Below are 16,467 nucleotides of genomic sequence, written 5' to 3'. Positions count from 1 at the left end.
TGTCGATCGGCTGTGTACCCCGTCAGGCTAGCCGCCCCGTGCGACGGCCCAGTCCCCGATCCGGGCCAGCAGATCGTCACCGGCCGCGTGCTCGGCATGGCCCATGCCGGGCTCCAGCCAGAGTTCGCCGTGGTCACCGGCCGCCTGGGCCAGCATGCGGGGGTGGTCGAGGGGAAAGTAGCCGTCGAGTTCGCCGTGCACGATGAGCAACGGCGTCGGCGCGATCCTCGGGACCGCTTCCACCGGGGACATCGGCACGGGGTTCCAGTCCCGGTGGTGGATCCGGGTACGGAATCCGTACCGGCCGACCAGGCGCCCCTCGGGCCGGGTCACCAGCCAGTGCAGGCGGCGCATGCGCGGCGTGCCCCGGTAGTACCAGCGCGCAGGCGCGCTCACGGACACCACCGCGTCCGTACGCGCCCCGCGCTCCGCCGGCTCCTCGCCGCCCCCGCCCTTGTCTCCCTCCCCGAACAGCGCCGCGTGCCGCAGCACCACCGAGCCGCCCATGGAGAAGCCGATGGTCGCCACGCGTGTGTGCCCGAGTCCGCGGGCCCAGCGCACGGCGGCCGCCAGGTCGAGCACCTCCTTGTCCCCGACCGTGGACCGCCCGCCCGACGCACCGTGCCCGCGGAAGGAGAAGGTGACGACGGCCGCGTGCCGGGTGAGGGCCTGCGCCACCCGTCGTACATGTGGCCGGTCCACATCGCCGGTGAAGCCATGGGCGACGACGAACACCAGGTCACGGGCAGGTGGACGTGAGGAGTCGTATACGACCGCACCCGGGTCGTATACGGAATCGATCGTCACGCCGTCATCCGTGTGCAGAAACGTCCGCATAGGTGTACGTCTGGTTGTCTCAGAATTCGGACTAACCGTGGATCGTGCCACATGACCTGCCGGACGAATGCTCATGTGGGCTATTCTGCTGGGCAGAGGACTCGGGCAGCGTAGCCCCCGGGTCCTTTTGTGCTTTCGGAAGCGTTGTATACGACGCGGGAAACCTCAGGTGACCGCAGGTGTACGGGGCCCCCGGGATCGCAGAGCAGTTCCGTACCGCACATGTCCTCGCAGGGACCGAGGAGGAACCAGACGTATGAGTTCTCTGCTGCTCCTGACCAACGCCCTCCAGCCGTCGACAGAGGTGCTCCCGGCACTCGGCCTGCTGCTGCACAACGTACGCGTGGCTCCGGCTGAAGGCCCGGCCCTCGTCGACACCCCGGGTGCCGACGTCATCCTGATCGACGGACGCCGCGACCTCCCACAGGTCCGCAGCCTGTGCCAGCTTCTGCGCTCGACCGGGCCCGGCTGTCCGCTCGTCCTCGTCGTCACCGAGGGCGGCCTCGCCGCCGTCACCGCCGACTGGGGCATCGACGACGTCCTCCTCGACACCGCAGGCCCGGCCGAGGTCGAGGCGCGGCTGCGGCTCGCGATGGGCCGCCAGCAGATCGTCAACGACGACTCCCCCATGGAGATCCGCAACGGCGACCTGTCGGTCGACGAGGCCACCTACAGCGCCAAGCTCAAGGGCCGGGTCCTCGACCTCACCTTCAAGGAGTTCGAGCTGCTGAAGTACCTGGCCCAGCATCCGGGCCGCGTCTTCACGCGCGCGCAGCTCCTCCAGGAGGTCTGGGGCTACGACTACTTCGGCGGCACCCGGACGGTCGACGTCCACGTACGACGGCTGCGCGCCAAGCTCGGACCGGAGCACGAGTCGCTGATCGGAACCGTCCGGAACGTCGGTTATCGATTCGTTACGCCCGAGAAGGTGGACCGCGCCGCCGAGGAAGCCAAGGCCAAGGCTGACCGGGCAAAATCGGCGGATGCGGACGAGATGGCCGCCCTGGACGGCGCCGAGGTCCGTGCTGACGTATGACGGGCGCCCGGGCGGGGTGTCGCGGGCGTCACTCTCGCGCAGGAGAGTGACAGTGGAGCGGCAGGCAAGCTCCTTCACGCCCTGCCCAGAGCAGGTCCATCCGCGTAGACTCCGCGCGTGGCCAAGGTGACTCGCGATGACGTCGCACGGCTGGCAGGTACTTCCACTGCCGTCGTCAGCTACGTCATCAACAACGGACCCCGGCCGGTCGCCCCGGCCACGCGCGAGCGTGTCCTCGCCGCGATCAAGGAACTGGGGTACCGGCCCGACCGGGTCGCCCAGGCCATGGCCTCGCGGCGCACGGACCTCATAGGCCTGATCGTGCCGGACGCCCGCCAGCCCTTCTTCGGGGAGATGGCGCACGCGGTCGAGTGGGCCGCCGCCGAGCGCGGAAAGATGGTGCTCGTCGGCAACTCCGACTACGTCGGCGAGCGCGAGGTCCACTATCTGCGCGCCTTCCTCGGCATGCGGGTCTCGGGGCTCATCCTCGTCTCGCACGCCCTGAACGACCTGGCCGCCGCCGAGATCGAGGCGTGGGACGCCCGGGTCGTCCTCCTCCACGAGCGGCCCGAGGCCATCGACGACGTCGCCGTCGTCACCGACGACCTGGGCGGCGCCCAGCTCGCCGTACGCCACCTCATCGAGCACGGCAACGAGTACGTCGCCTGTATGGGCGGCACCGCGGAGACCCCCGCGGTCGGTGACCCGGTCTCCGACCACGTCGAGGGCTGGCGGCGCGCGATGACCGAGGCCGGGATTCCCACCGAGGGGCGGCTGTTCGAGGCACCGTACAACCGCTACGACGCGTATCGCATAGCGCTCGACCTCCTCGCCGGGCCGCAGCGGCCGCCGGCGATCTTCTGCTCCACCGACGACCAGGCGATCGGCGTGCTGCGCGCGGCGCGGGAGCTGCGGATCGATGTGCCGGGGGAGCTGGCTGTCGCCGGGTTCGACGACATCAAGGAGGCGGCGTTGACGGATCCGCCGCTCACCACTATCGCCTCGGACCGGTCGGCCATGGCTCGGGCCGCGGTGGATCTGGTGCTCGATGACGGGCTGCGGGTTGCCGGGTCGCGGCGGGAGCGGTTGAAGGTGTTTCCGTCGCGGCTTGTCGTCCGACGGTCATGCGGGTGCGCCTGAGTGCTCGGGGGTTTTGACGTCGGACGGCTTGCGGTTGTCCGTGGTTGCTCGCGCAGTCTCCCGCGCCCCTGAAGGGGCGCTTCTGTGAAGCATCTCTGAGAGAGCCCGGCCGGCCTCCAGAAGCGTCTTTACATCGGGCATACGGCCTTCTGCCGGGCTTCTCAGGCAGCACTCAGGAAGCTCTCATGGTCGGGCGACAAGCTCATTGCCATGACCGAGAGCTTCCGCCGCAGCGGCGATTACGAGAACCCGTACCAGGGCGCCCAGCAGCAGCACGCCTCCTCCCCCGTGAACCCGGAGTGGCCGCCCCCGCCGGCCTACCGGCCGTCGGCGGAGCAGGCGGGCGGCGGAGCCCCCACCGCTCTCCTGACCGAGCCCGTCGCCCAGCAGCCGAGGTCGCGGCGCCGGCCGCGCGGCCCCGTCGCCCTCCTCGCCGCCGTCGCGATCGTCGCCGCGGCGATCGGCGGCGGCACGGCGTACGGCATACAGGAGCTGACCGGCAGCGACACCGTCGCCGCGTCCAGCTCCACCAGCACGAACGTCGTCCCGTCCAGCCAGAAGGGCACGGTCTCCGGGGTCGCCAAGGCGGTCAGCCCGAGCATCGTCGAGATCAACGCGGCCTCGAACGCCGGGTCGTCCACCGGCTCCGGCGTGATCATCACCGGTGACGGCGAGATCGTCACCAACAACCACGTCGTCGCCGGCGCCTCGTCGGTCAAGGTGAAGACCAGCGACGGCAAGGAGTACACCGCCGAGGTCGTCGGGACCGACAGCAGCAAGGACCTCGCGCTGATCAAGCTGCAGAACGCGTCCGGCCTGCAGACGGCCACCCTCGGCGACTCCTCCGGTGTCCAGGTCGGCGACCAGGTCGTGGCGATCGGCTCCCCCGAGGGCCTCACCGGCACGGTCACCAGCGGCATCGTGTCCGCGCTCGCCCGTGACGTGACCGTCTCGACGGACGAGGGCCGGCAGCAGCAACAGCAGCAGGGCGGCAGCGGATGGCCGTTCGAGTTCGGCGGCCAGGAGTTCAACGGCGACACGGGTTCGTCGACGACGACGTACAAGGCCATCCAGACCGACGCGTCTCTGAACCCCGGCAACTCCGGCGGCGCGCTGATCGACATGAACGGCAACATCATCGGCATCAACTCCGCGATGTACTCGGCCGCCGGCTCGAGTGCGTCCAACGCGGGCAGCGTGGGCCTCGGCTTCGCCATCCCGATCAACACCGTCAAGTCCGATCTGGCGAAGCTGCGGTCGGGATCGCAGAGCTGAGCCGGGCTCACCGAGCTGAAGGGGTACCTCATGATCAAGCAGGTGGAGAAGGTCGGCCGGGTCGAGCACACCGCGGCCGGCGGCGGACCGGCCGACCTGGTCCTGGCCCTGGCGGTCGCCGGCGCCCTGCACGCTCCCACGGCCCCGTCCCGGGCGCCGGAGGTGGCGACCGCCCGCCCGAGCACCGCTCGCCGCACCGCTGCCGCCCGCGGCCGCCGCCGTACCGTACGAGGCTGAGAAAGCATGCGAGGCTGAAGGCGTCCAGCCCGCTCAGCGCCTGTCCTGCCCTCCCGTCCCACCGCACCCGAGGATCCCGAGCCCATGAGCCCCGCCGACGGCGACCGTGACCCCCAGCGCATCCTGATCGTCGACGACGAGCCTGCCGTGCGTGAAGCACTCCAGCGCAGCCTCGCGTTCGAGGGATACGACACGGAGGTCGCGGTCGACGGCGCGGACGCCCTGGAGAAGGCGACCGCCTACCGGCCCGACCTGGTGGTCCTCGACATCCAGATGCCCCGCATGGACGGCCTGACCGCCGCCCGCCGCATCCGTGGCGCCGGCGACACGACACCGATCCTCATGCTGACCGCCCGCGACACCGTCGGCGACCGCGTGACCGGGCTGGACGCCGGGGCCGACGACTATCTGGTCAAGCCGTTCGAACTGGACGAGCTGTTCGCCCGGGTCCGCGCGCTGCTGCGGCGCAGCTCGTACGCGGCGGCCGCCGGTGCGGGCTCGGTGGAGCAGGACGAGGCGCTGACCTTCGCCGACCTGCGCATGGACCTCGCGACGCGCGAGGTCACGCGGGGTGGGCGGCCGGTGGAGCTGACCCGTACGGAGTTCACGCTGCTGGAGATGTTCCTGGCGCATCCGCGTCAGGTGCTGACCAGGGAGCAGATCCTGAAGGCGGTGTGGGGCTTCGACTTCGAGCCGTCGTCGAACTCGCTGGACGTGTACGTCATGTATCTGCGCCGCAAGACCGAGGCGGGCGGCGAGCCGCGGCTCGTGCACACGGTGCGGGGTGTGGGGTATGTGCTGCGCCAGGGCGGCGCGGAGTGAACAAGGTGCTACGCCGGTTCCGGTCCCTGCCGATCCGCTCGCGGCTGGCCATGCTGGTGGCGGCGGCGGTGGCGTTCGCGGTGGCGGCGGTTTCGGTTACGTGTTGGTTCATTGTGCAGGGCCGGCTGTACGACCAGGTGGACGACGATCTGCAACAGGCTCGGATGAAGCCCGGGCAGAACATCGAGATGTCGAGCGCGCTGTCCGACTGCACGCAGACCCCCCAGGGCACCCAGCCCTTCCGCAACCTCTACTCGCAGGTCGTCAAGGCGGACGGAACTCCCTGCGTCACCGACGACTCTGTTGGCACGATTGAGGTCACCCAGGCCGACAAGGACGTGATCAAGAGCGGTAGTGCCGGCAAGGGCATCATCCGCAACGGCACCGCCGAGGACGGCACTCCGCTGCGCGTGATGACCATTCCACAGGTCGCCCGGAACCAGGTCACGGGCGAGCAGTCCTACGTCGCCGTCACCGTCGCCGTGTCCCTCAAGGGCACCGAGGCCACCCTCAACGACCTGGCCCTGATCCTCCTCCTCGTCTCCGGCATCGGAGTCATCGGCGCCGGCGCCGCCGGCCTCGCAGTCGCCCGCGCCGGCCTCCGCCCCGTCGACAAGCTCACCGAAGCCGTCGAGCACGTGGCCCGCACCGAGGACCTGAACGTACGCATCCCGGTCGAGGACGACGCCGAGGACGAGGTGGCCCGGCTCTCCCGTTCCTTCAACTCCATGACGTCCGCCCTGGCCAGCTCCCACGAGCTCCAGCAGCAGCTCATCGCGGACGCGGGCCACGAGCTGCGTACACCACTGACGTCGTTGCGTACGAACATCGAACTCCTCACCCGCAGCGAGGAGACGGGCCGCCCCATCCCCGAGGCGGACCGCAAGGCCCTACTGGCCTCGGTCAAGGCACAGATGACCGAACTGGCCGCTCTGATCGGCGACTTGCAGGAGCTGTCCCGCTCGGAGGGCCAGCGCGGCGAGCGCGTACAGGTGGTCTCGCTGGAGGACGCGGTCGAGTCGGCCCTGCGCCGGGCACGGCTCCGCGGCCCGGAGCTGACGATCACCGCCGACCTCCAGCCCTGGTACGTACGGGCGGAACCGGCGGCCCTGGAGCGGGCGGTCGTCAACATCCTCGACAACGCCGTGAAGTTCAGCCCCGAGGGCGGCACCGTCGAGGTGCGGCTCACCGACGGCCTCCTCACCGTCCGCGACCACGGCCCCGGCATCCCCACCGACGAACTCCCCCACGTCTTCGACCGCTTCTGGCGCTCACCGAGTGCCCGCGCACTGCCGGGCTCGGGCCTGGGACTGTCGATCGTGGCGCGTACGGTGCAGCAGGCGGGCGGCCGGGTCACCCTGGCCCACGCGGATGGCGGCGGCACGGTGGCGACCGTACGCCTGCCGGGTGCGCCGACGGCTCCGCCGGAGACGCCGTAGGCCTCTCCCGAGGGCCCTGAAGGGACCCCGAACGGCTCTCTCAGGGCGGCAACCTTTCCGTGCGAGGCGGCGACTGATCCGCGGACCATCCCCCCGCACGGAACGGATCGCCCCATGAGTGAGCAGCACAGCAAAGCCCGCCACCGCAGAGGCGGGAAGGCCCTCGCGGTCGGGCTCCCCCTCACCCTGACCGCCGCCGGCGCCCTCGTCCACGGCACCGGCCTCGGCCTCCTCGGCGCCGGCGCCCAGCAGGCGTCCGCCGCGACCGCCGCCGCCCCCGCCTGGGCCACTGCCACCGCCGACGGCTTCGCGTCCGTCAACTCGCTGGGGCAGAACGGTACTTACGGCGGGCGTGACGGGCAGATCGTGACCGTCAGGACGCAGGCCGAGCTGGAGAAGTACGCGACGGCCGCCGAGCCGTACGTCATCGTCGTGGCCGGGACGATCACCATGAACCCGGTCGGGAAAGAGATCAAGGTTCAGTCGGACAAGACCATCGTCGGGTCCGGTACGTCCGGGCACATCGTCGGCGGCGGGTTCTTCCTCGGCTCCGGCGTGCACAACGTGATCATCCGGAACCTCACCATCCGGGACGCGTACCAGGGCATCTGGAACGACAAGGATCATGACTTCGACGCGATCCAGATGGATGGCGCGCATCACGTGTGGATCGACCACAACGATCTGCGGCACATGGCCGACGGGCTCATCGACGTCCGCAAGGACAGCACGAACGTGACCGTGTCCTGGAACAAGCTGAGCCAGAACAACAAGACCTTCGGCATCGGCTGGACCGAGAACGTCAAGACGGACATCACGATCCACCACAACTGGATCCGTGAGACCGAGCAGCGCAACCCGTCCACCGACAACGCCGCCCACGCGCACCTCTACAACAACTTCCTGGAGGACGTGGCGGGCACCGACATCACGTCGTCGTACGGCACCTACTCGCGCGGCAGGACGGCGATGGTCCTGGAGAACTCCTACTTCCAGGGCATGAACAACCCCGTCACCAAGGACGGCACCGCGACGCTCGTCCAGCGCGGCAACGTCTTCTCGGGCACCGGCGGCCGCAACGAGAGCGGCGGTACCGCCTTCGACCCGAAGGCGTACTACTCGTACGCGCTGGACCCGGCTGTGAATCTGCCTTCGCTACTCAAGTCGGGTGCGGGGCCCCGGAGTTCCCTCGGCACGATGGCCGCCGGCGCCCCGGCGAGCACCAAGGCCGCTACGACGCTCACCGTCGCCAAGGACGGCAGCGGACAGTACCGGACCGTGCAGGCGGCGGTGGACGCCGTACCCGCGAACAACCCGTCCCGGGTCGTCATCTCCGTGAAGCCGGGGACGTATCGCGAGGTCGTGAAGGTTCCGGCCAACAAGCCGCACGTCACCGTCCAGGGCACCGGCGGCAGCCGCAAGGACACGGTCATCGTCCACGGCAACGCGGCCGGCATGCAGAAGCCGGACGGTTCGGGGACCTACGGCACCCCGGGCAGCGCCACCCTCTCCCTCCAGTCCGACGACTCGCAGCTGCGCAACCTCACCGTCACCAACGACTTCGACGAGGCCGCCAACCAGTCCCTCTCCGGCCACCAGGCCGTGGCGCTGCTGACCTCCGCCGACAAGATCTTCCTCGACGGCATCATCGTCAACGGCGACCAGGACACCCTGGAGCTGGAGACCGCCGCCAAGGACAAGCTCGGCCGTGTCTACATCGCCGACTCCTACGTCACCGGCAACGTCGACTTCATCTTCGGCCGGGCGACGGCCGTCGTGGACAAGTCCGTCATCACGCTGAAGAAGCGTTGGAACGGCACGTCGGCGGGGTACGTCACCGCGCCGAGCACTCCCGGCAACCGCAAGGGCATCCTGATCAACCGGTCCACCGTCAACGGCGATGTGGCGGACGGCAGTTTCCACCTCGGCCGCAACTGGCACCCCGGCGGCGACACCACCGTCGACCCGCAGACCACGGTCCGGGACAGCACGCTGAGCGCGGCCGTCAAGTCCACGCCCTGGTCGGACATGGGCGGCTTCTCCTGGAAGGACGACCGTTTCGCCGAGTACCGGAACACCGGCCCGGGATCCGGTTCGGCGAGCTCCGAGCGGCCGCAGCTGACCGACGCACAGGCCGGCGGACAGGAGGTCGCCGACTGGCTGGGGGACTGGACGCCCACGGCCTCCTGAGGCCCTGCGGCAACCGCTCAACGTCAAGGCGAGCGCGGGAGAACGTCAAGGGCCGTCCAACGTTCGATCATGAGTTCCCCGCGCTCGACCATGATTCAGCAACGTGAACATGTGTTCCGATGCTCGGGCGTACGTTCCACGCCGTGAACTCCGACAGATCCGTCGGCGCCCAGCCGACCGCCGCCGCCCACCAGCGGTTCGCCCTTGCCTCTCCCGCCCGCCGCGCACTCCTGCGGTTCGGGCTGACCGGGGCCGCGGCGCTGGGGGCGACCGCGGCCCTCGGCACGGCTCCCGCCTCCGCCACCACCCCCACATCCCCCACATCCCCCACGGCCGGCGCCTCGCGCAGGCGGCCCGGCACGCCCGAGGAGGCCCTGCGGGAGCTCGCCGCGGGCAACCAGCGCTGGCGCACCTTCCGTCAGCGCCACCCCGACGAGTCGCCCGCCGTGCGCCAGAGCCTGACGTCCGGTCAGCACCCCTTCGCCCTGGTCCTCGGCTGCATCGACTCCCGGGTCCCGCCGGAGCTGGTCTTCGACCAGGGCCTCGGCGACCTGATGACCGTGCGCTCCGCCGGTGAGGTGCTCGACGAAGCCGTACTCGGCAGCGTCGCCTACGGCGTGCTCGAACTGGACATCCCCCTGGTCATGGTCCTCGGCCATCAGTCGTGCGGCGCCGTGAAGGCCGCCGTCGAGTCGGACCTGTCCGGCGAGCGACTACCGGCCCACATCCAGTACATCGCCGACCGGATAGCCCCGAACATAGACCGCACCCAGGAGGGCGACGCCCGCATCGACTCCACCATCGACGCCAACGTACGGGCGATCCGCGCCCAACTCGCGGCGGAGCCGGACCTCGCCGCGAAGGTGACCTCCGGCCAACTGGCCATCGTGGGCGCCCGCTACGAGCTGACGACTCAGCGCGTGCATCGGGTCGGCTGACGGCAGGGAACGGGGGCGGCGGCGAGGGCCGGGTCAGCGCCTGAGGACGAGGGTCTCCTCCGCGGGCGTCCCCGGCACCGGCACCGGCCCCGCCAGCCGCCCGTACACCCCGCCCCGCGCCGCCAACTCCGCATGCGTGCCCGCCTCCACCAGCCGCCCGCCATCCACGACCAGCACCCTGTCCGCATCCGGCGCCAGGCTCAGATCGTGGGTGATCATGATCGTCGTACGGCCTGACATCAGGCGCCGGAGCGGCTGTACGACCTGGCGGGCGGCCACCGAGTCGAGGCCGGCCGTCGGTTCGTCCAGGACCAGGACGGGGGCGGTACGCAGCATGGCGCGGGCGATGGTGAGCCGCTTGAGCTGACCGCCGGAGAGGGCGGCCGTGCCGGGGGCGATGTGCGTGTCGTATCCCTCGGGGAGCGCGGTGATGAAGTCGTGGGCCGCCGCAGAACGTGCCGCCTGCTCGATGTCCTCGTCGCTCGCGCCCGGCCGGCCGCACGCGATGTTCTCGCGGACGGTGCCGTTGAGGATCAGGGTCTCCTGGGGCAGCAGGGTGACGTTCTCGCGCAGGAAGCGCAGGTCCAGCTGCGGGAGCGGCACGCCGTCCAGGGTGATCGCGCCCGACCCGGGGTCGTAGAACCGGGTGAGGAGCTTGGCCGCCGTCGACTTGCCGGCGCCGCTCGGGCCCGTGACGACCACCAGCTCGCCGGGGCCGGCCGTGAAGGTCACCTCGGTCAGCGACTCCCGTGTGGCGCCCGGGTAGCGGAAGGACACCCCGTGGAAGCCGACCCGGCCGTGGACCGGCCACGGCCCGACGGGCTCGGCGGGGTCGGTGACGGCCGGCTCGGCGTCCAGGATCTCGCCGAGGCGCTGGGCGCCGGCGGTGGCGGCGGTGAGGGTGAGGCCGAGCCGGCCGAGGCTGCGGACGGGCGGGTAGAGGTAGCCGACGAAGGCGGCGAAGGCGAGGAGCTGCCCCAGGGTCATACGGCCGGCGGAGATCTCCCACACCCCGAGGCCGATCACCGCGAGCACGCAGATCGTCTCCACGACCTCGACGAACTGCTCGTACATCTCACTCAGCCGCGCACCCCGCACGGACGCCTTCATCCAGGCGCGTGCCTCGCGGTCGAGCCGCTTCTCCTCGTCGCCGTGGCGGTTGTAGGCCTGGGTGAGGACGATGTGGCCCAGCGACTCCTCGACCACCGAGGTGATCGCACCGTCGGCGACCCGCTCGTCCTGGGAGGCGGTGCGGATACGGCCGGCGAAGCGGCGGGCGGCCAGCAGGAACAGGGGCGCCAGGACGAAGGTGGCCAGGGCCAGGTCCCAGCGCAGGTACAGGGCGGCCGCCGAGTAGAAGAGAGCCGAGAACACCGCCGCCACGGTGCCGACGACGCCCGACACGACCATCTGCTCGATGGCCTCGACGTCCCCGGTGAGCCGCTCGACCAGATCCCCGCGCCGGTGCTTCTGGAAGAAGTGCGGCGGCAGGCCCTGCACATGCCGGAAGACCCTTGCGCGCAGCCTCAGCACGAATCTCTCGGCGGTCCAGGTGGCGAGCGAGTTCCCGAGATACCCGACGACCGCACCCAGCACGGCAACGCCCAGCCAGGCCGCCGCCGGACCCCAGAAGGCGGCGAGCGAACCGGCTTTCAGCGCGTTGTCGGTGAGTTCCGCGAACAGCAGGATCGACGCGGTCTCGGCGAGCGCGGCGACCACCACGCAGGCCACAATGACCGCCGACCACTTGCGGTCGCCGAGCGTCAGCGGCCAGAAGCGGCGGAAGGCCGTACGCACTTCCCTCATGCTCAAGTCCCTTTCCCAGCAACGGACATGACCGGCACCGGACATGACGGAGGCGGGGCCCCCGAAGCCCGATCGCTTCGGTGACCCCGCCTCCCGTGTCGTGTCCTCAGCCCTTGTGCGCGACCGGACGCCGCTTCGGAGCGGCCTTCTTCGCCACCGGCTTCTTCTTGGGCGCCGGGGCCGGGGCGGCGGGCTTGCGGGTCTTCTTGACGGGGGCGATCTTGTGGAAGCTCATCATGTTCTCCTTGTTCTTGCGCCGATTGCGCAGATGACGTCGGTCGCATCGATTGAATCGATTGCTTTCGACACGGAAAACATTACGGGAGCCCGAACCGGAAAATCGCCAATTCCGCTGAGACCTCTATTAATTGAGCCTGAGAGAGTTTTTCAGGGAATTCCCGGAACTAATCGCGAACTCACACAGAATTGATTACCGGCGCCCCACCGCCAGCCCGGCCCCCTCCAGCCGCACCCTGATCCCGTCCTCCTCCACCCGCACATCCCGCAGCCGTACGTCCCCGTTCGGCGGTTCCGGGAGGCGGAAGCCCAGGGAGAGCTGGTCGGCGAGGACCGGGCGGGTGAGCCGGGGGAGGGCGTCGAGGAGGGCGGGGTCGAAGCCGAGGAGCTTGAGGATCTGGGGGTGGTCGAGGGCCAGGTCGATGAGGTTCAGGCGCATGGCCTGGCGGATGAAGCGCGGCGTGCCGGTCAGCTCGGTGAGCTTGGACTCGTGGCGCAGGGCCTCGCGGACGACCGAGTCGGGCACGCCCAGGCGCCGTACGACGGACGGGACGGACAGCAGCGCCTTCGCCTTGCGGGTCTCGTGGGCCAGGCGGGCCGCCGACGCGCGGCTCAGGTGCAGGCCCTCCGAGGTGCGGGCACCCGGGCGGTACGTGGCCAGGTCGCCGATGTCCAGGCGCATGCCGCCGATGTGGGTGGCGATGCCCCGGTCGCCGTCGCGCAGGATGCGGGCCTCGGCGCGCAGGTTGAGGTCGTGTCCGGCGACCGGCAGGGTGCCGCGGGCCCGGATGCGGTCGTGGCCCTCTCCGGTGAACGTGACCTGGGATGCGCCGAGTTCACGGTTGAGGTCCGCGAAGGAGAGCAGGACGTCGCCCTCCAGTTCGGGGACGTCGGCGCCGCGTATCGAGAGCGGGCCGTCGGTGTCGAGCCGTACGTCTCTCGCCGTCGCCGTCACCTGGGCGAGGGAGATCCGGTCGGCGGCCACGTCGGGGACGGTCACCTTCACCGAGTCCAGCCGCTCGTCGGCGAGTTGGGTGAGGAAGGGGAAGCCGCCGATCTCCACCTCGGGAGCGGCGGCGAGGTCCAGGTGGGTCTTGAGGGTGTCCGCCGCTCTGCGCTCGGCGTAGAGGAGGGCCCAGCGATCGGCGAGGCTGAGGAAGGCGGCGAGGACGACGACGCCGACGACCGCCTTCATCGCGAACGGAAGAGCCGCGAAGCGGCCTTTGCGGCGGCGACGGCCGTTGCGGCGGTGATTGGGCGGGGCCCAGGGATCGTCCTGGGCCGCCGCTGCGTCCACTTCATCCGATTGGTCCGGCTCGTCCGGTACGTCGTCGTGGAGGAATTCCTCCAGAGGACCGCCGTCCAGCCTGCCGAGCTCCTCGTACGGGTTCGTATAGGGAGCGTTTGGATGGGGATGCGCCGTTATGTGGTGGGGGGAACGCATCGGCCCATCCGACCATGCGCACGCCCCCCACCCGCAACCTCTACCGGAGGTTTGCGATCTAGTTCACGCTATTTCACTTCACTACTGCACTACTGTGATCCGATTCGCCGCCGGCGGGGCGATCGGGTTCGTGGCCGAGGAGTTGGCCGTCAGGTACTTCTCCAGCACCGTCAGGTCGTCGGTCCCGACCAGGTCGTTCGTGCCCTGACCCAGCGTCGGGAAGCCGTCGCCGCCGCCCGCGAGGAAGTTGTTCATGGCGACGCGGTAGGTGGCCGTCGGATTGATCGCCTCGCCGTTGAGCTTGATCGAGTCGGTCACCACACGGTCCGCGCCCGACTTCGTCAGGTCCAGCGCGTACGTCAGGCCCGAGGAGATCTGGAGCACCTTCGGCGAAGCCGCGTTCGTGCCGCTCACCTGCTCCTTGAGCACCTGGATCAGCTGCGCGCCGGTCAGGTCCTGGAGGTTCAGCGTGTTGGAGAACGGCTGCACCGTGAAGCCCTCGGCGTACGTCACCACACCGTCGCCCTCGGCGCCCTTCGCCGCGAAGGTCAGCGGCGCCCGGATGCCGCCGGGGTTCATCAGCGCCAGGTCCGTCTCCGGGTCCAGTTCCTTGCCGTACGCCAGTTGCGCGTCCGCGATCAGGTCGCCGAGCGGGGACTCCGTGCCGGCGCTGGGGATGTCGGCGGAGATGTAGCCGATCGCGCGGTTGCCGATGGGCGCCGCGAGGGTGTTCCACCTGCTGATCAGCTGGGTCATGTCGGGCGCCTTGGGGACGTCCCGGGTGACCACGCGGTTCGCGGACTTCACGGCCGTACGGGCGATGTCGCCGGTGTAGCGGTCGTACGTCAGCGTCGTGTCCGTGTAGAGGCGGCCGAAGGACGCCGCCGACGTGACCATGCGGGGCTTGCCCGACGGGTCGTCGATCGAGCAGACGTACGCGGCGTGCGTGTGGCCGGTGACCAGCGCGTCGACCTGCGGGGTGATGTTCTTCGCGATGTCGACGACCGGGCCGGAGACGCCGTCGCCCGCGCCCGGGGCCTCGCAGTCGTAGTTGTACGACGCGGAGGCCGGGGCCCCGCCCTCGTGGATGAGCGCCACGATCGACTTCACGCCCTGGCGCTGGAGCACCTTGGCGTACTTGTTGATCGTCTCGACCTCGTCCTTGAACTTCAGGCCCTTGACGCCCTCGGCGGAGACGACGCCCGGCGTGTCCTCCAGGGTCACGCCGATGAAGCCGACCTTGACGTCCCGCTTCTTCCACACCCAGTAGGGCTTGAGGATCGGCTTGCCGGTCTTCTCGTCGAGGACGTTCGCGGCGAGGTAGGGGAAGTCGGCGCCCTTGAACTTCTTGTCCGTGTAGCAGCCGTCCTTCGGGTGGCAGCCGCCCTTCTGGAGGCGGGCCAGTTCCTCGGCGCCCTCGTCGAACTCGTGGTTGCCGACCGAGGTGACGTCCAGGTCGAGCTTGTTCAGCGCCTCGATGGTGGGCTCGTCGTGGAAGAGGCCCGAGATCAGCGGGGAGGCGCCGACCATGTCGCCGCCGGCCGCGGTGATGGAGTACTTCTCACCCTCGCGCGCCTGGCGCAGATGCGTGGCGAGGTACTCCACGCCGCCCGCGTCGATGGTCTTCGTCGTGCCGTCCGGCTGCAGTTCGGTGACCCGGCCGGAAGAGCCGGCCGGCGGCTCCAGGTTGCCGTGCAGGTCGTTGAAGGACAGCAGCTGAACGTCCTGGTAGCGGCTGTGGCCGTGACCGTGGCCGCCCTTGCCGGTGCTCTCGCCCGCCGACGCCGTGGCGGGCAGCGCCGCGGCCAGCGCACCCACGGTGGCCAGACCTGCGGCGGTCGCGATCAGTGCGTACGTACGGCGTCTGCGGTGCTGCTGGTGGGATGTGGCTGACATCCGCCCCCCTGTGAGTCGTGAGTCGTGAGTGACATGGCCCCGTCGGGCGGCAGCCTAGAGTCAACGCGCGTAGCGCGACAGGGGGTTCCGGGTTACAGGCTGGTTGCTTCTGTGCCGGGACTTTGGCGGGGGCGCCCCTTACCCTCGTACGCATGACCAGCGACGACGCCGCACACCCGCTTCCGACCCGTTCCATCGAGACCCACCTCGCGCTCGCCCCGGAGCAGACCGAGGCCGTGCTCGAACTGCTCGCGGAGGCCGCCCGGAACGACGGGCAGCAGGCGGTGTCCGAGCAGGGGCGGCTGCAACTGCGGGGCGGGGAGCGCGAGGGCGTGTCCCATCTGCTGCTGACGGTCGGCGGCGAACTCGTCGGTTACGCCCAGCTGGAGGACACGGACCCGGTGGAGGCCCCCGCCGCCGAACTGGTCGTCCACCCCTCGCACCGCGGCCACGGCCACGGCCGCGCGCTGGGCTCGGCCCTCCTCGCCGCGTCCGGCAAGCGGCTGCGGGTGTGGGCCCACGGCGGCCACGCCGCCGCCCGCCACCTGTCCCAGGTCCTCGGCCTCACGCTGTTCCGCGAACTGCGCCAGATGCGCCGCTCCTTGACGGACCTATCGCTGCCCGACCCGGTGCTCCCCGAGGGCGTGACGGTCCGCACCTTCGAGCCCGGCCGGGACGACGCGGCCTGGCTCGCGGTGAACGCCGCCGCCTTCGCCCACCACCCCGAGCAGGGCTCCCTCACCCAGCGCGACCTCGACGACCGCAAGGCGCAGCCGTGGTTCGACCCGGCGGGGTTCTTCCTGGCGGAACGGGCCGGCGAGCTCATCGGCTTCCACTGGACGAAGGTCCACGCGGAGGAGGGGCTCGGCGAGGTGTACGTCCTCGGCGTGCGACCGGGCGCGCAGGGCGGCGGCCTGGGCAAGGCCCTCACGACGATCGGGCTGCGGCATCTGGCGGCGCAGGGGCCGACCACGGCCATGCTCTACGTCGACGCCGACAACAAGGCGGCGGTGTCGGTGTACGAACGGCTGGGGTTCACCACGTACGAGACGGACCTCATGTACCGGACCGAGACCTGACAGCTGACATCTGGCATCTGACATCTGCCAGATAAGGGCAGATAAGGGGCGGCGATCTTGACGCCGCCCCTTTCTTTGCACCACCCTTTCA

The 16,467-nt window shown here is 70.2% G+C and carries 14 protein-coding genes; 9 read left to right on the top strand and 5 right to left on the bottom strand.

Annotated elements, in window-relative coordinates; genetic code table 11:
- Positions 1-27: 27 nt before the first annotated feature.
- The gene (locus OG331_RS27015; protein WP_406200721.1) at positions 28-912 is read right to left on the bottom strand and encodes an alpha/beta hydrolase; all 885 of its coding nucleotides are present in this window, start codon (positions 910-912) and stop codon (positions 28-30) included.
- 181 nt (positions 913-1,093) lie between these two features.
- Between OG331_RS27015 and OG331_RS27010 the strand changes: the two genes are divergently transcribed.
- The 8 genes from OG331_RS27010 to OG331_RS26975 all read left to right on the top strand — a co-directional run bounded on the left by OG331_RS27010 (position 1,094) and on the right by OG331_RS26975 (position 9,914).
- Positions 1,094-1,873 (top strand): response regulator transcription factor, encoded by a 780-nt coding sequence (locus OG331_RS27010; RefSeq protein WP_362388745.1) that lies wholly within the window; start codon positions 1,094-1,096, stop codon positions 1,871-1,873.
- A 117-nt stretch (positions 1,874-1,990) separates the two neighbouring features.
- On the top strand, positions 1,991-3,013 hold the full coding sequence (locus OG331_RS27005) for a LacI family DNA-binding transcriptional regulator (RefSeq protein WP_328880753.1): 1,023 nt from the start codon (positions 1,991-1,993) through the stop codon (positions 3,011-3,013).
- A gap of 210 nt (positions 3,014-3,223) precedes the next feature.
- Complete coding sequence (locus OG331_RS27000; protein WP_406200717.1) at positions 3,224-4,288, top strand: S1C family serine protease; 1,065 nt, start codon at positions 3,224-3,226, stop codon at positions 4,286-4,288.
- A gap of 30 nt (positions 4,289-4,318) precedes the next feature.
- Positions 4,319-4,525: a hypothetical protein gene (locus OG331_RS26995; RefSeq protein ID WP_406200715.1), complete on the top strand. Its 207-nt coding sequence runs from the start codon at positions 4,319-4,321 to the stop codon at positions 4,523-4,525.
- An 84-nt stretch (positions 4,526-4,609) separates the two neighbouring features.
- Positions 4,610-5,347, top strand: coding sequence for a response regulator transcription factor (locus tag OG331_RS26990; protein WP_406200713.1), 738 nt, complete (start codon positions 4,610-4,612; stop codon positions 5,345-5,347).
- A complete protein-coding gene (locus OG331_RS26985; RefSeq protein ID WP_406200711.1) occupies positions 5,344-6,786 on the top strand; it encodes a sensor histidine kinase in 1,443 nt (480 codons plus the stop codon). Before OG331_RS26990 ends, OG331_RS26985 begins: the two co-directional genes overlap by 4 nt.
- A 114-nt stretch (positions 6,787-6,900) precedes the next feature.
- Positions 6,901-8,976, top strand: a complete 2,076-nt coding sequence (locus OG331_RS26980; RefSeq protein WP_406200709.1) for a pectinesterase family protein — start codon at positions 6,901-6,903, stop codon at positions 8,974-8,976.
- A gap of 143 nt (positions 8,977-9,119) precedes the next feature.
- Positions 9,120-9,914: a carbonic anhydrase gene (locus tag OG331_RS26975; protein ID WP_406200707.1), complete on the top strand. Its 795-nt coding sequence runs from the start codon at positions 9,120-9,122 to the stop codon at positions 9,912-9,914.
- Positions 9,915-9,947: 33 nt separating this feature from the next.
- Here OG331_RS26975 and OG331_RS26970 read toward each other — a convergent pair whose 3' ends face one another.
- The 4 genes from OG331_RS26970 to OG331_RS26955 all read right to left on the bottom strand — a co-directional run bounded on the left by OG331_RS26970 (position 9,948) and on the right by OG331_RS26955 (position 15,297).
- Positions 9,948-11,720 carry an ABC transporter ATP-binding protein gene (locus OG331_RS26970; protein ID WP_406200705.1) on the bottom strand — a complete coding sequence of 591 codons (1,773 nt, stop codon included), beginning with the start codon at positions 11,718-11,720 and terminating at the stop codon, positions 9,948-9,950.
- 106 nt (positions 11,721-11,826) lie between these two features.
- Complete coding sequence (locus tag OG331_RS26965; protein WP_406200703.1) at positions 11,827-11,958, bottom strand: hypothetical protein; 132 nt, start codon at positions 11,956-11,958, stop codon at positions 11,827-11,829.
- Between the two features lie 192 nt (positions 11,959-12,150).
- Positions 12,151-13,401, bottom strand: coding sequence for a DUF2993 domain-containing protein (locus OG331_RS26960; protein ID WP_406200701.1), 1,251 nt, complete (start codon positions 13,399-13,401; stop codon positions 12,151-12,153).
- Between the two features lie 81 nt (positions 13,402-13,482).
- Positions 13,483-15,297 carry a bifunctional metallophosphatase/5'-nucleotidase gene (locus OG331_RS26955; protein WP_406200698.1) on the bottom strand — a complete coding sequence of 605 codons (1,815 nt, stop codon included), beginning with the start codon at positions 15,295-15,297 and terminating at the stop codon, positions 13,483-13,485.
- Positions 15,298-15,449: 152 nt separating this feature from the next.
- Between OG331_RS26955 and mshD the strand changes: the two genes are divergently transcribed.
- Positions 15,450-16,376: a mycothiol synthase gene (gene mshD, locus OG331_RS26950; RefSeq protein WP_406200695.1), complete on the top strand. Its 927-nt coding sequence runs from the start codon at positions 15,450-15,452 to the stop codon at positions 16,374-16,376.
- Positions 16,377-16,467 lie beyond the last annotated feature (91 nt).

Origin of the sequence: Streptomyces sp. NBC_01017, assembly GCF_045162795.1 — a bacterium.
GTDB lineage: Bacteria > Actinomycetota > Actinomycetes > Streptomycetales > Streptomycetaceae > Streptomyces > Streptomyces machairae.
The sequence above is the reverse complement of the archived record's forward strand: the minus strand, read 5'-3'. Positions and strand labels throughout refer to the sequence as shown.